This window comes from Bradyrhizobium sp. UFLA05-125, assembly GCF_059803515.1.
Genome location: NZ_JBANBJ010000001.1, coordinates 215,203 through 228,252, shown reverse-complemented (window position 1 = coordinate 228,252; position 13,050 = coordinate 215,203). Strand labels below are relative to the sequence as shown.

At 59.9% G+C, this 13,050-nt stretch carries 17 protein-coding genes; 12 read left to right on the top strand and 5 right to left on the bottom strand.

The genetic code is table 11. From position 1 onward, the window contains the following. Positions 1-104: 104 nt before the first annotated feature. The 3 genes from SO156_RS01060 (at position 105) to SO156_RS01050 (ending at position 2,600) form a co-directional block, all read left to right on the top strand. Positions 105-254, top strand: coding sequence for a hypothetical protein (locus SO156_RS01060; RefSeq protein ID WP_449381787.1), 150 nt, complete (start codon positions 105-107; stop codon positions 252-254). A gap of 209 nt (positions 255-463) precedes the next feature. Further along, complete coding sequence (locus SO156_RS01055) at positions 464-601, top strand: hypothetical protein (protein ID WP_458147924.1); 138 nt, start codon at positions 464-466, stop codon at positions 599-601. Between the two features lie 808 nt (positions 602-1,409). Then, the gene (locus tag SO156_RS01050; RefSeq protein WP_458147923.1) at positions 1,410-2,600 is read left to right on the top strand and encodes an alpha/beta fold hydrolase; all 1,191 of its coding nucleotides are present in this window, start codon (positions 1,410-1,412) and stop codon (positions 2,598-2,600) included. A 385-nt stretch (positions 2,601-2,985) separates the two neighbouring features. Here SO156_RS01050 and SO156_RS01045 read toward each other — a convergent pair whose 3' ends face one another. Both SO156_RS01045 and SO156_RS01040 read right to left on the bottom strand, forming a co-directional pair. Next, entirely contained in the window at positions 2,986-3,237 is a 252-nt protein-coding gene (locus SO156_RS01045; protein ID WP_458147922.1) for a hypothetical protein, read from the bottom strand. A gap of 271 nt (positions 3,238-3,508) precedes the next feature. Next, entirely contained in the window at positions 3,509-3,766 is a 258-nt protein-coding gene (locus SO156_RS01040) for a hypothetical protein (RefSeq protein ID WP_458147921.1), read from the bottom strand. A gap of 646 nt (positions 3,767-4,412) precedes the next feature. Between SO156_RS01040 and SO156_RS01035 the strand changes: the two genes are divergently transcribed. Further along, positions 4,413-4,832, top strand: coding sequence for a PaaI family thioesterase (locus SO156_RS01035; RefSeq protein ID WP_498533546.1), 420 nt, complete (start codon positions 4,413-4,415; stop codon positions 4,830-4,832). 426 nt (positions 4,833-5,258) lie between these two features. On the opposite strand, the gene SO156_RS01030 is transcribed toward SO156_RS01035, so the two are convergent. Continuing rightward, on the bottom strand, positions 5,259-5,687 hold the full coding sequence (locus SO156_RS01030; RefSeq protein WP_458147919.1) for a hypothetical protein: 429 nt from the start codon (positions 5,685-5,687) through the stop codon (positions 5,259-5,261). 128 nt (positions 5,688-5,815) lie between these two features. After that, complete coding sequence (locus tag SO156_RS01025; RefSeq protein ID WP_458147918.1) at positions 5,816-6,061, bottom strand: hypothetical protein; 246 nt, start codon at positions 6,059-6,061, stop codon at positions 5,816-5,818. A gap of 140 nt (positions 6,062-6,201) precedes the next feature. On the opposite strand from SO156_RS01025, the gene SO156_RS01020 reads away from it, so the two are divergent. From SO156_RS01020 to SO156_RS01000, 5 genes are all read left to right on the top strand, one after another. Next, positions 6,202-6,405 carry a hypothetical protein gene (locus tag SO156_RS01020; RefSeq protein WP_498533545.1) on the top strand — a complete coding sequence of 68 codons (204 nt, stop codon included), beginning with the start codon at positions 6,202-6,204 and terminating at the stop codon, positions 6,403-6,405. A gap of 81 nt (positions 6,406-6,486) precedes the next feature. Beyond that, on the top strand, positions 6,487-7,617 hold the full coding sequence (locus tag SO156_RS01015) for a site-specific integrase (protein ID WP_498533544.1): 1,131 nt from the start codon (positions 6,487-6,489) through the stop codon (positions 7,615-7,617). Between the two features lie 192 nt (positions 7,618-7,809). Next, on the top strand, positions 7,810-8,013 hold the full coding sequence (locus SO156_RS01010) for a DNA-binding protein (protein WP_498533543.1): 204 nt from the start codon (positions 7,810-7,812) through the stop codon (positions 8,011-8,013). Further along, entirely contained in the window at positions 8,010-8,285 is a 276-nt protein-coding gene (locus SO156_RS01005) for a hypothetical protein (protein WP_498533542.1), read from the top strand. The genes SO156_RS01010 and SO156_RS01005 overlap by 4 nt, the downstream gene beginning before the upstream one ends. 148 nt (positions 8,286-8,433) lie before the next feature. Then, a complete protein-coding gene (locus tag SO156_RS01000) occupies positions 8,434-8,667 on the top strand; it encodes a hypothetical protein (protein WP_498533541.1) in 234 nt (77 codons plus the stop codon). Positions 8,668-8,678: 11 nt separating this feature from the next. Here the strand turns inward: SO156_RS01000 and SO156_RS00995 are convergent, their stop codons facing one another. Then, complete coding sequence (locus SO156_RS00995) at positions 8,679-8,945, bottom strand: hypothetical protein (RefSeq protein ID WP_498533540.1); 267 nt, start codon at positions 8,943-8,945, stop codon at positions 8,679-8,681. A 123-nt stretch (positions 8,946-9,068) separates the two neighbouring features. Here SO156_RS00995 and SO156_RS00990 point away from each other — a divergent pair, with 123 nt between their 5' ends. The 3 genes from SO156_RS00990 (at position 9,069) to SO156_RS00980 (ending at position 12,614) form a co-directional block, all read left to right on the top strand. Further along, on the top strand, positions 9,069-10,928 hold the full coding sequence (locus SO156_RS00990) for an AAA family ATPase (protein WP_498533539.1): 1,860 nt from the start codon (positions 9,069-9,071) through the stop codon (positions 10,926-10,928). Positions 10,929-11,210: 282 nt separating this feature from the next. Then, positions 11,211-11,747: a terminase small subunit-like protein gene (locus SO156_RS00985; protein ID WP_498533538.1), complete on the top strand. Its 537-nt coding sequence runs from the start codon at positions 11,211-11,213 to the stop codon at positions 11,745-11,747. Positions 11,748-11,933: 186 nt separating this feature from the next. Then, the gene (locus SO156_RS00980; RefSeq protein ID WP_498533537.1) at positions 11,934-12,614 is read left to right on the top strand and encodes a recombinase family protein; all 681 of its coding nucleotides are present in this window, start codon (positions 11,934-11,936) and stop codon (positions 12,612-12,614) included. The last annotated feature ends 436 nt before the right edge of the window (positions 12,615-13,050 follow it).

Here is a 13,050-nt window from a genome sequence, read left to right as displayed (position 1 = left end):
GTTTTTCCGATTATATCGCGGAAGCCCTGCGATGACATCCCCCGCATTCATACGGGGCGTATTAGTCATGCCCTCGTCCACTTTTGCGAGTCATGATCGCGGTCATGAGCGCGGAGTATGACCCAGAGAGTGAAGCCGCGGCGGCGATGAAGCGCGCGGCGGCCTCCGAAGGCGCCGACCGGCAGCGGCTGATCCAGCTTGCGCTGGCTTGGCATCAGCTTGCGCGCGAGCGGCGTCAGAACGACGCGGAGTAGGGCGTTCCGCGACCAGGCCCTGGTGTCTTGGAACCGTTGGCTCCTGACCGACTTGCCTTGCTGTGCCGACGACCGCCGACTGTCGGCACGTGGGAATGGCGGCCTCGGTGTGATGCCCCCGTACCAGCCGAGGCCGTTTCTGATCGCGACGACGGACGCCGACGATGCGGCGATCTTCAATTCACCCCCTCCGCTCGAAGCGGGCGCGCATGAGCCTCGCCTGGTTCGCTATCGTGGCGGTGGCGGGCTTCGTGCTCTTTCTGTGCATTCATCTCGGCGAACGGGCACAGCAGGCGGCCCTCGAACGACTCTCGACATCCTCGCAATCAGTTGGCCAGCGAAAGTGAACCCCTGGATCCACCGGACCGGACAAGCCGCTCGCCCGCGCCTGGCGCATTTTTGCGAAAACAACCCCATGCAAAGTAGGGCGCCGCCCGGCAATGACGGTCGTTCCGGGAGGCGCCGTTCGCTTTGCCTAGCTGCGCCTGTATTAGATTACCGTGCACAATCGGTAAGAGCCACGGATTCATGGGTGAGTTGCGGTGTGAGCTCACTGGGTGAAGGCACAGCGTCGGCGTGACCCTCCTGAACGGGTCAAGGCGCGGTCGAAGCGGGATGAGATCCTTGTGACGCAGCGATCCTTCGCAACGCGTCGGCCCATCAAAAACAGCAGGGCTTCCGCCGCCGCGGAAGGGATGCCTGTCGTGGACCTTTCGAAAGTCTCTTGTTCGACGCCTGCGTCCTGTCTGTTTACACCTTACACGCCGTAGAAGATCTTGATTCCCCACAACACGATGACGATACCCAAGATCAAACTGGCTGCCGCCAGTACACTTTCCAAGGAAGCGACTCTCATTCTACTCTCCGCTTCCCAGCCCCAATTGCGGTCTAAGTGATTCGCTGAATCCCCGGCAATTGTAAGGTCGGTATGTCGCTGCGTTCTCGGGCGCATAGTGGTGTGCGCGCCACAGCCGTATCTTTCCGGAGGGTGACTCAATCTGCAGAGGGCACCTCATATGCAGGAAGTACGGACACATCGGGCAAAAGGCGCACGCGACGCAGCCTGAGGTAGAACTTCGCTACTTGGAATGGTACATTGCGCGTCCGATCGCATCCCCACGATCAAGGGCAGCATTCGAGGAAATCGGAGGCCCCATGGTGGACGTCACTCGACTGAACGTCGTGCTGGTCCACGGCACGTGGGGACGCGGTTTCTGGCGGTGCTGCAGGAAACCTATCGCCGGCTGGTGCGAAGCCGAGGCCAGCTTCGTGACGGAACTAAAGAGCGCAGTTCTGTCCCAGCTTCCGGGCGTTCAACTGACCGTAGATGCCTTCGCCTGGAGCGGATCGAATTCCGTGTTCGAGCGGGAAAAGGCCGCAGCACGCCTTGCCGTCAGACTGGCCGCACTCGGATCTGGCGAGGGACGAACGTTGATTGTCGCGCATAGTCACGGAGGCAATGTCGCTCTGAAAGCCATTTCAGAGGTTTGCGACTGCTCCGGGATTTACCTGTGCACGCTGGCGACGCCATTCCTCTCAATCGTCGCGGTTGATCGGCTCCTGCCACATTCGCCAATTCTCCTTCGTCTTGTTGCGGCGACTCTGGTGATCGCCGCACTCTACTTTCTATTTCCATTTTCGCTCGTCGATGATGTGATGCTCGCGCTTCTGCTCTGCTTGATGCTCTTCACGACAGGAACCGAGGCGCTTTATTGGCTGCTGACTCGTGCGTTCGCCAACACTCCAGCCGCAGATGCGGAATATCCCTCGTTCTGGAAGACTCTTCTGTACTCTGCCGATTGGCAGCAGCGACCCGAGCGGCTCGCTGGTGCGACCGTCAGCGACGCCAAAGTCCTTAGTGGAAGGTTGTTGGTGCTGCGAGGTGTCGATGACGAGGCGGCGTTGACGCTCGCTGCGGGCGCGATCATCAATCGCGTGACTCGAATAGTATATGGGTGGTCGTCGACAATCTTGTTCGGGTTTGTGGGTTTCATTGCTTATATATTGACGATCAACGCGCTTGAACTGTTCTCTGTCAACTACGCAAAGCAGTTCGTCGACTTATCGATGCCGATACTTCTGGTGGGCGTCTTGATCGGACTGTTCTTGCCGCCGCTGGCGCGAATGGTGTTCGGCAACGAGCTTGGGGCCGGCGCAATGCGTTGCGACATCCTCTTCGACTCCGTCCCGGACATTGACGATGTTGACGTCAAGACCGTCGGGATTGGCCTGAAGAACAGCGGCCTGGTTCATTCGTTGCACGAAGTGCCAGAGGTCCCCAAATCGATCGCCGCTTGGCTGTCCAACCGCATTCTGTCGGAACCCAGCCCCCAGCACGTCTCATAGCCAATCGAATTTGAAGCGACTCGCGCCCAGACGATGCCGATCATGCTTGCCCGATGGGCAATCAAGCCGCCAAGATCCATAGCGTCGTCATGCGCAAGGAGTACCGATAAGACGGACGCTGCCTGTCGCGGTGGATAAGGTTGCGTCGCGCTCGCCGGGCAGACGCGCCGATCACGGTATGAGGACGGCAGCGAACGCCATCGCTATGGGAAGCAACCCGAGACCGATCGTGCCGGCCCTGTAAACGATTCCTTGGTGAAGTAGCGGTTTGGATGGGTGACGCATAACGACGCCCTCTCACGGTTCCAGCCACTCCAGAATGCACCCGCTGAATGAAATGCGCTAGACCCTCGTTTCGCAGCGCACGCTCGGCTGGCTGGGCCCGTCATCCCGTTAGATGCATCAGGAAGGATTCGCAGGCTTTCTCGGCGTCAGCGAAAGTTTTGAAGGGCGAACCGCCCACCTTGATGGCGGGTCTATTCAGATAAAGCGGGCGCCACGAGGCCACAAACCCGGGCTGCCCGTGCAGGCCGGGGCCGGTCCGGCGCTCGAAGCTGATCACGAACGAATAGCCGCGGCCGGTCGCGCTCCATACTTCGAGATCCTTCACGGAACTGATGATGGGGTTGAACTGCATATGCATCCGACAGAACGACAACGCTGAAATGGACAGCGCTTTCGTTGATTCGGAAAATGCAGCGCGGCTGACTTAGCGGCGGTTTTCCCCATCAATGTGGCGACAGAACTGAGGTACGAGATTGTCGCGCTGGAGATGCCGTTCGCGCAAACGACTCCGGGGCAGTCCTTTTGGATACTGCCGATCGACTACGGAGATCGGGTGAACTGCCGGCTCCACGACAGCTGACGCTCAGCGGCCGATTTTCATCCGCATCAGTCAGTGCCGTGATTCAACGACCTTGCGGGATTGCTTTCTCGAACAACCAGCCCAACGCCTGGGCAGGGTTCGACCAGCGCACCTCATCGATCTGTTCGGCGATGGTCAGCGCATGTGATGTCAGAACCTCGACGTCGTGAGGATTGGCATCGGCTTTTTCCAGGACCTCTATGCACCGATTGAGCGCCGCCAGATCCAGCTGGAGTTGCTCGATATCTGGCTCACGACGCTGGGCCCCCATGACTTTCCATGTTCTTCTCTGTGCGCGCATCTTTTTCCCCATATGCGGTCACGCATTCGTGAGTTCTGTTTGTGGCGGCAACAGGAAGACGGGGAGACCGAATTAGGGATGTTTGCAGCCAAGGCGCCAAAGGTGGGGCATTGCCGGCGACGCGGGCGAGTACATCGCAACACTGCCGAAGGCCAGCACGGCCGGCCAGAACTGGCAGGCGACAATGGAGGGGCTTATCCCGGTGGCCGAGAAAGGCCGGCTAACGATGCTTGCGCGCGTTGGCATCATGCGGGCGCTGAACCGGGTCAGCATGACCGGCTGGCGTTCTGGACCTTGCAAACTTGTAACGACGTGAACACCAAGGCGCCGCCAGCCCGGCCAAATGCTGGCAAAATGTGACAGCTTATAAGGAGCTCACCTTGGGCTCCGCAGAAACCACTCCGATGTTATTTCAAGCCGCAATTGTTTGCCTGATCGTGCTCAGCATTAGCATTCTCGTCGCGCACGCGGTCGACGCTCTCAGGACGTAGCGAGCCCGGCGGGAATCGTAATCATCGCCTCAGCCGACGGGCATGCGTCGCTTCGCTGGCGGAAGCCCTATAGCTTTCGACAGTGCCGGCGTGCGCGAGATGTGAACCAGACCCGGCCGACTGGAGACCCACCCAAAGGTAGATGGGAGGGTCGCATGACTGCAACCGCGCTCGATCGTATCCCTACACCGCCATGGGCGAGCCAGCTTGGCTGGCGTCTCATCGACGCCCGACCGGACGAAGGCTGGATCCGGATGGGCTTCGACGGCAAGCCGGATTTCTGCAATGCAGCGGGCAATGTGCAGGGCGGCATTCTGTCCGCCATGCTCGATGGCGCCATGGGGGCCGTCGTCTTCGTCAAGACCGACGGAAAGCTGTACGGCCCGACCATCAGCTTGACCGTGAATTTCCTGGCGCCGGCAAAACCTGGGCCGATCGTTGTCGAGGCCAGGGTGACCCAACTCGGCAAGAGCATCGCCTTCGTCGAAGGAAGGCAGACGGCGGACGATGGTACGCTGCTCGCGACCGCTTCGGCTAGCACCCGGCTTGTGGAGGCCGCGAAGGCCATCAGGTGAGGCAGCCCCGGGGTGGCGGTCTTTTCAGTTCGCCTTCCTGCGATTTAGGACCCTCACGATGCCAATCCAGGCAATCCAATCGCCCAACCGGGACATTTAACCCTACTGCATCACAAGCGGTCATTTCGGGGCGCGCGTTAGCGCGAGCCCGGAATCCATTGCGCGGCCCTCTCTGCGGCCCGATGGATAGCTCGCGACTTCGTCGCGCCCCGGAATGACGAGAAAACCTCACAAGCTGTCAGGATGAGGAAAGTGCGAAGGGAGAGAGCGAAACCCGCGCTCACGCGCTAGGAAAAGCGCTGCCGGGCTCGAAATGCCAGTCCCCCCGGCAGCGCTCTTGTCTCAAAACCGGGCACTGAAATCCCAGTTGGATTTGAATTAGCAAAGCTCATGCCACAGGTGTGTGACAGGTCCGAAGCGGGCCTATCAGTAGGGGGCATAGAAGCGAGGCGGTGGGGCATAAGCGGGCGGATACCCGTATCCCCCTCCATAAACCGGGTCCCCATACCCGGGGTCTGGATATGCGTAGCCGTAGGAATAATAGGGATCGTAGTAGCCACCCCCATAGCCACCCCCATAATAGGGATAAGGGGCAGCAAGAGCGCCGGCGATCAGACCGCCTGCAAGGAGTCCTGCGCCTACGCCCCAGCCTCTTCCATGCCAGCCGAAACCACCACCGCGCCAGCCGCCACCCCAGCCGCCGTGCCAGCCACCACCCCAGCGAACCTGTACCGTATTCTCGGTCGGTTTCGCTAATCCGGAGAGGGATGATAGCGGCGCAGCAGGAGCGGGCGCACCGAACAACGATATCGTGCCGGCAAGAAGCAGCGCGGCTGCTGACTTGATGGTGCTCATGGATCATCTCTACTCGTGAAAGACAAAGGCGCGAGCAATCAACCCTGCAGGACGCGCAGGGTTCCATCCTAGGCGCTGCAAGCCTCTATGGCGCGGCAACTGGGTTTGTATGAATTTGCGGCAAGCTCTCAGGGCGTCAGGCAGTATGCTCCGCGCGGGCAACGCACATTGGGCGTCGCGGCGCCGCCGATTCCATACGCTCCGCTGTCTTTGGTCTCCTGCAACTGGTGCTTCGGCAACCGGATCGTCGTATTGGGGCGGGCAGCGTGGCTCTGCATGTCTCCGAGCGGCATTTGCGAGGCCATGGCTGGCACGATGGAAACGGCGGCGAGCGTGGCGGCTCCCGCGAACAAGCGGCGAAGGGACTTAAGCATTTGTTTGATCCTTTCATGTGGTCGCTTGCGTCCGTGCAAGCCGCCGCACGTTGCGAGATCGGGATGTCTTCATCCATGAGGGGCGTCACGGTGCAACTCGGCAAGAGGCAAAGCGAAGGCTGGCTTCGAGGAGCGCTTGATTGGCGATCGTCAATCTGACGGTGGCTTTCCGCATCGGCACGCTTGATGCCGATTCGGGCATCTCGGGGCCGCCGCTCTCAGCAACCAACAGCGCCTCGGCCGTACACCGCCAAACTATTGATTTGCAGGTTGAAAAAATTGGCGATCCCGGCAGGGCTCGAACCTGCAACCCGCGGAGTAGAAATCTTCTGGACGGTGAATAAGATCAGCTAGTTAGCGGATGCATGTTGCGCCTTTGTTGCGCCTCCCGTATACTCCCTTCCATTCTCATTTGGGAGGCGGCTTTGTCGATACGGAAGCGCACTTGGGCGACGGGCGAGGCGTGGGTGGTGCAATACTCGATCGCCGAAAAGGACGCGCGCGGTAAGCGCAAGCGCGTCGTTCGGGCGTTCGATACGAAGAGAGAGGCCGAAGATTTCCATGCGCAGGTGCGCGTCGACCTTGGAAAAGGCGTGCATGTTCCGACGTCGCGATCGGTCACCGTCGAAACAGCGGGCAGGGATTGGATTGAGTCTTGCCGCGATCTGGAACGATCGACCGTCGCCCAATACGAGCAGCATCTAAAGTTCCACATCGTCCCGTTCATGGGCGATCTGAAATTGTCGGCGTTGACGATCGCGACCGTGAAGGCGTGGCAAGTCCGGTTGCGCAAGGAAGACCGATCGCCGGCCATGGTCCGGAAATGCACGACGAGCCTTAGCAGCCTCGTCAACGACGCAATGGGGCGCGGCCGGGTCGCGCAAAACGTCGTCCGGAGCCTGCCCACGAATAGCAAGGTCGAGCGTCGCAAAAAGCGCAAGCTCGTCGTGGGCGTCGACATTCCGACGCCGCAAGAAATCGACGCGCTGTTGGAGCACACAACCGACGTGCGTTGGCGCGCGTTCCTTCTAGTGGCAATCCGGTGCGGCTTGCGAGCGAGCGAGCTTCGCGGTCTGCGGTGGTCGGATATCGACTTCAAAAAGAGTGTACTGCACGTTCGGCAGCGCGCCGACAGATACGGCGCGATCGGCAATCCGAAATCCGAAGACAGTCAACGTGTCGTGCCAATCCTGCCGGCGACGCTTGCCGCGCTCCGGACTTGGAAGGTCGCAAGTCCAAAGGGCGCGTCGCTAGTGTTTTGCAACGGCGCCGGCCGCGTCGAGCAGCATTGGAACATTATCGAGAGGGCGCTGAAACCGGCTTGGGCGGCCGCTGGCGTGCCCGACAAATATACCGGCTTGCACAGCCTGCGCCATTACTTCGCTTCGTGGTGCATCAACCGCAAGGCTGACGGCGGGCGAGAATTGCCCCTCAAAGTCGTCTCGGAAATGCTCGGACACTCGAACATTCAGATCACGGCCGACACTTACGGGCACTTGTTCCCGCGGACCGACGATGCCGCCGAGCTTGCGGCAGCCGAAGGGAAATTCGGTTAGTGATCAGTTAAGGAATAGCAAGTAATTTTGCGGGCTGGACGCGCCCCGTTGTTGTTTGGCGAGACTAGCGAGAACCTGTTGAGACCGCGCGCCCGTTGCACCCGATTTTTCAATCGCGGGCAGGGTTCTCCGTCACAGCTCATGACATTGGCTGACTGAATCCTGTTCGCACAAGCGCGAAGGATTCTCGCCATGTCTACCCAAATTGAAACCACCAGCCCCGACCACATCATATGGGGTGCCCAAGCGATCGCGCCGCACATCGGCCGATCGATCAAGGGCGCTTTCCACGCGCTCGAATCCGGGCGAGTCCCGGGAGCGCGAAAGATCGCCGGCAAGTGGGCGCTTAATCTCAGGGTCTATCACGCAGCGTTCGAGCAGGCGGTGTCGGCGTGAGCGAGCTAACCCCGCCGCCCATGCCGACTGATCATGAAATCGGTTTCGTGTTCGATCCGACCCAAGCCGCCAAGCTTCAACGCTACGTCGCAGTGCTCGGCGGCAGGAAGACGCGGTTTTTCCACGTCGCATTCGACGAGCGCCGCATGCGCGAAAGCATCGACTCGATCGTGGGCAATGTCTTGCACCGCGGCTCGGGCTCGGGCGCCGCAAAGGCGCGGCTGCCGGCGACGGCGTGGCTTGAAAAATTTCGCGCGGTTACGACCGCCTAAAGTGAAAGCCGCCCCGTGGTGACACACGAGACGGCTTTGAAATGTAACCGAGTTCCTAGCAACAACGAGCAGAGAGACAAATATCATGCTTCGACGAAAAGGCAAGTGTCGTTGTTACTTCGCAAATTCTTGTACGGAGTAACCAAGTATGAAACTCAAAACCTTCCGTCAGTGGCTTAAGAAAGCCGATTCGTTCGATCACCTTGCTCGCGATTTCATCGCAGACGCGCGCAACGACCGCCATCTTCCGGCCGTAAAAGCATGGGCCGCTCTGGAAAGCTATCTGCGCTGCTGCGGAGCGTGTGACGGCGCATTCGAAGGCGCCCGAGTCGCGTGGGCGGATTATCAAGACTATCGCGCTTGCCCGGAGGTGCGGTGGTGAACGCTCATGTTTCAAATCTGACCGCGGACCCGCAAAAGTTCGATCGCGCTGCAATCGAGCAACATATTGGCTATCTTCATCACATCGCTAAGAGCACCGAAGCCAAGGGCAAGCTCGTGCTGGCGATGTTCGGCAATAGCCCGGTCTGGCCGTTTCGTAAGCTCGACAGCGTCGTGCAGCATTTCGAGATCGGCGACGTCGAGGGCATGGTCAACGCCGCAATCGCGTTTGAGAACGTGCCCGGCGCGAACGTCTACGCTCCGTTCTCGATCATGCACCGCGATTTGCCGGCCCGCAGCAAGGGCACCGAGAGAGACGTCATTAAGGTGCCGTCGTTCACTGTCGACGGTGACGCCGACAAGGGCAGGGACGCTCCGAAGCCGCCGCTACCGGCCGACTACGTGATCGAGACGAGCCCGGGCAACCTGCAACACTTCCTGTTGCTCGATCACCCGCTCGATCCGGAAGAGGCAAAGCAATTCGGATGGGCGCTCAAGCGCGCTACCGGCGCCGACTGCATCGAAGACCTGTGTCACGTTTGGCGCGTTCCCGGCACGTTGAATTGGCCCAACGAGGGCAAGATCAAGCGCGGCCGATCGAGCGTGCCGTTTCTGGTGAGGGTGCAACAGCCGTGGACCAAGGTCACGAGCGTCGACGCTTTGCGCGAAGTGCTCGCCCCGCATTGGGAAGAGCCGCGCGCCGAGCCGACGGCGCCGCAGGGCAACCGCAACGTCGATCCGGCGAAGGCCCGCGCTTTCCATGAGCGCTTGCGCGATGCCGGTCACTACGACGCCGGTGCGTATGCTCGCAATCGCTATATCCACGCCGCTAAGGCGCTCGCCTATGATCTTGGCGACGAAGGGCGCGAGATTTGGGAAGACGTCGTTTGCTGGAAAGGCGCGCGCGAGGACGAAGGCGACCCCGTCACCGACAAGGAAGCCGCCGCGCGTTGGCGCGATTGTAGCAGCCTGAAAGGCAAAGCCCGACCGATCACGCACGGCACGTTGATTGCGGACGCGCAGAAGTTCTATGGGTGGTCCGGACTTCACCTTGAACGCGACAAGACGTCGGCGGATATGTTCGGGTCGATTGCGCCGCAGGCCGATAGCGCGCCCGAGCCCGAGGAAATCAAGAAAGCCCCGCGCTTCCTGTTCGAAACCGTCAGCGATCTACGGTCGCTCCCGGATGTGGCATGGTTGGCGGAAGACTGGATACCGGAAACAGGCGTCGGAATCATCTATGGCAAATCCGGAGGTGGTAAAAGCTTCATCGTGTTCGATCTGTTGCTTCATCTAGCCTACGCCATGGCCGATTGGCACGGCGCCAGGTTGCCCGGCGTGCCCTGTTACGTTCTGCTTGTTGCGCGCGAGGGCGGCGTTGGTTTCGCGAAACGCATTGACGCCTTCAAAAAGCATCACGGCATCAAGGACGACACCGACCGGGTTGTTTTCATGCGGTCGACGCTGACTATCAATGACACCGCGCAATTCGAGGAACTGAAAGCCGCGATCAAAGAGTGCGGCCTACCGTTCAAGGCTATTGCGGTCGATACCGTCGGCCGTGTGATGGCCGGCGAGGATATGTTCACGTCGGAGTCGGTGACAAAATTCATGGAGTATCTGCAACAACTCGGTGAGATCAACGGTGGCATTGCGATCGGCGTGCATCACACCAACAAGAACGACGTCGAATATGGCTCGGTCTACTTCCGGAACACCTCCGACTTCATGATCCGGGTTGATCGTGAAGGCGACGCCGAGAAAGGCGACCCGCTAGAGCGCGGCGCGATCACGGTCGCCAAAATGAAAGAGGGCGAGGAAGGGTTAATCAAGAATGTATCGTACAAGCGCATTGTAACCGGAGCCGGCGCCAAGCTCGGCTCTAAGCCGCAAAGCAGCCTCGTGGTCGAGAGCATGACCGACGCTGAGAAGGGCGAAGACGTGGCCCCGGCGAAGCCGCTCAAGCCCGAATACCAAAACGTATTGGACGCTCTCCGCATTGCCGTCCGCAACCACGGGACCACCGCGGGGAAGGTCGATATCGAGAAGTGGCGGCAGGTGGTCTACGACGGCGAGATGTTGAGCGGCGATACAACGGCGAAGCGCTCGCGGCGGTTTGACGACATCAAGAACGCGCTCAAAAAGAAAGGGCTCATGGACATGGGCAAAGGCATGGCGTGGCCGCTTGGCGGACCGGGTGAGCAGCGACCGACGCCAGTGCTGGGCGGACCAATGCCACCGGCGCCGGAACGCGAGAAATGACAATGACCATGGGTAATGATCCTCATTCCGAATCCGAAGCTCTTCTTAGAGAAGAGCCTTCGGAACGGAACGGACGCGGGGGATTCGGAATGATTCGGAACGTTCGGAATTGGCTTCCAACCCATTGGAAATATTTGGTTCTCCAATTCGCGCGATTTTTCGGCACGGCTCGGAACGTTCGGAACGAGGGTTCTCATTCCGAATCCGCGTTTTCGGAATGGAAGCGCAAACTGACAACAAGAATTTGAAGCGCAAACGTCAACAAAAAAGTGAGCTTTTAAAATGATCGACGACGACCAAGTTACCAAGACCAGAATGGGCAGACCATCGAGCTACACCGACGCCGTCGCAGAAGAAATCTGCAATCGGATGGCCAACGGCCAGGGGCTACGCCAGATTTGCGCCGCCGACGACATGCCGGCCCGGACAACGGTCCTGCGTTGGCTGGACAATAACGCCGACTTTCGCGACCGCTACGCGCGCGCGCGCGAGGCGCTGATGGATTTTTACTGTGAAGAAATCCTAAAGATCGCGTTCGACGACAGCGGCGACTTTTTCATCGATAAGGACAAAAGGGGGCGCGACGTGGTGGTCGCCGATCATGCGCGAGTGCAACGCGATCGGCTCAAGGTCGACAGTTTGAAATGGATCATGTCGAAGCTTGCGCCGCGGCGATACGGTGAAAAACCTGTCGACGAGGTTCCGACAGAGCAGCCCGTCGTCTCGATCACGCGGCGAATCGTCTACCCCGAACCGCGTCCGGAATATCCCGAAGAGCCCCTTCAACCGCCGAAGTCCGATTCCAGTTTGCCCGGGTGACGGCGTCTAATAGACAGCGCTGGCTAAACGGTCTTCGTGATTCTTTACTGAGCGGCGACGCCTCAACCGGCAAATGTGCGCAAGCTAGCCGACTGGTCTATTAGCTGGGCGCCAATTATCGTTGACGTTGCCACTTTGCGTGTGTACTATTTTCCGAAGATTATAGTACAAAATGTTGCTAAGCCAATGGTGCGCAAAGTAAAACTGGTTGAAGCCGTCGCCTACATGCGCACTTCGACCTCTACCAACGTGGGCGAGGGTAAGGATAGCGAGAAGCGCCAACGGGCCGCGATTGAGTCGTATGCCAAGGCCACCGGCTTCCAAATCGCGCCAGGGGACTGGTTTTACGACGCCGCAGTGAAGGGCGCGGATCCGGTAACGGCCCGTCCGGGGTTCGCGGCTATGCTCGATCGGATTGCCGGCAATGGCGTGCGAACGATCATTGTGGAAAGCCCGGACCGGTTTGCTCGCGACCTCGCTGTACAGCTCGCCGGCCACGACTACCTCAAGAACCTTGGGGTGGCACTGATCCCGGCAAGCGCCCCGGATTTCTTCCTCGAGGAGACGCCTACTGCGGTGCTGGTCCGTCAGGTGCTTGGCGCAATCGCTCAGTTCGAAAAGGCGACCATTGTTGCGAAGCTTAAGGCTGCCCGTGATCGCAAGCGCGAGAGGGCCGGGAAGTGCGAGGGTCGAAAGAGCTACGCCGAGGCCAATCCTAAGCTGGTCGAACTCGCTAAGCAGCTAGGTGATAGACGGCCCCGCCTATCTCTTCGGCAAATATCCGCCGAACTCGCTTCGGCGGGTTTCACAACGCCACGTGGGCTGCCGTTCTCGGCATCGGCAGTTTCGTCGATGCTGGGAGGGTAGGCGCAGGATGACCGCAAAAGGCCGGCGTGCTCGGTGTCGTAGACGAGACATGGCGTGCTCCTTGCCTTGAGCGCCCCCTTGCCAGCTTCTCGTGCTGGCAGGGCCGGAGCACGGCCGGACCATCCATTAGCGGATATCGCGCCCGCTGCGCCAGTCATCACCGAGTGTGGGGCGGACGCTTGCTACCGAAGTGAGAATCTCATCGGAAGCGTTTTAATCCTCCCTACGAACGTGGATGCGGAGCGTTTCGGTTGACCTGCCAGCTCGAGGCTGTGGAGGCGCGGGATCAATTCTTCGAACAGGATTTGCGCATCTCGAGCCGGGCGAGATGCTGGCCGAGACAGCATGGGCACCTATACCGAGCGCGATGTGGCGGGATGCCTCACGATCGACTCGAAAACGCTCCGGGTTCGAAGGATAGGGCTTCTCCCCGCTG

Excerpts from the sequence above, each read along its gene's own strand:
- SO156_RS01035 (WP_498533546.1), top strand. The coding sequence starts at position 4,413 with ATGACTGCAACCGCGCTCGATCGTATCCCTACACCGCCATGGGCGAGC.
- SO156_RS00980 (WP_498533537.1), top strand. The coding sequence starts at position 11,934 with ATGGTGCGCAAAGTAAAACTGGTTGAAGCCGTCGCCTACATGCGCACT.
- SO156_RS01030 (WP_458147919.1), bottom strand. The coding sequence starts at position 5,687 with ATGAGCACCATCAAGTCAGCAGCCGCGCTGCTTCTTGCCGGCACGATA.
- SO156_RS01025 (WP_458147918.1), bottom strand. The coding sequence starts at position 6,061 with ATGCTTAAGTCCCTTCGCCGCTTGTTCGCGGGAGCCGCCACGCTCGCC.
- SO156_RS01040 (WP_458147921.1), bottom strand. The coding sequence starts at position 3,766 with ATGCGCGCACAGAGAAGAACATGGAAAGTCATGGGGGCCCAGCGTCGT.
- SO156_RS00985 (WP_498533538.1), top strand. The coding sequence starts at position 11,211 with ATGATCGACGACGACCAAGTTACCAAGACCAGAATGGGCAGACCATCG.
- SO156_RS01050 (WP_458147923.1), top strand. The coding sequence starts at position 1,410 with ATGGTGGACGTCACTCGACTGAACGTCGTGCTGGTCCACGGCACGTGG.
- SO156_RS01055 (WP_458147924.1), top strand. The coding sequence starts at position 464 with ATGAGCCTCGCCTGGTTCGCTATCGTGGCGGTGGCGGGCTTCGTGCTC.
- SO156_RS01045 (WP_458147922.1), bottom strand. The coding sequence starts at position 3,237 with ATGCAGTTCAACCCCATCATCAGTTCCGTGAAGGATCTCGAAGTATGG.
- SO156_RS01000 (WP_498533541.1), top strand. The coding sequence starts at position 8,434 with ATGAAACTCAAAACCTTCCGTCAGTGGCTTAAGAAAGCCGATTCGTTC.
- SO156_RS01010 (WP_498533543.1), top strand. The coding sequence starts at position 7,810 with ATGTCTACCCAAATTGAAACCACCAGCCCCGACCACATCATATGGGGT.
- SO156_RS01060 (WP_449381787.1), top strand. The coding sequence starts at position 105 with ATGAGCGCGGAGTATGACCCAGAGAGTGAAGCCGCGGCGGCGATGAAG.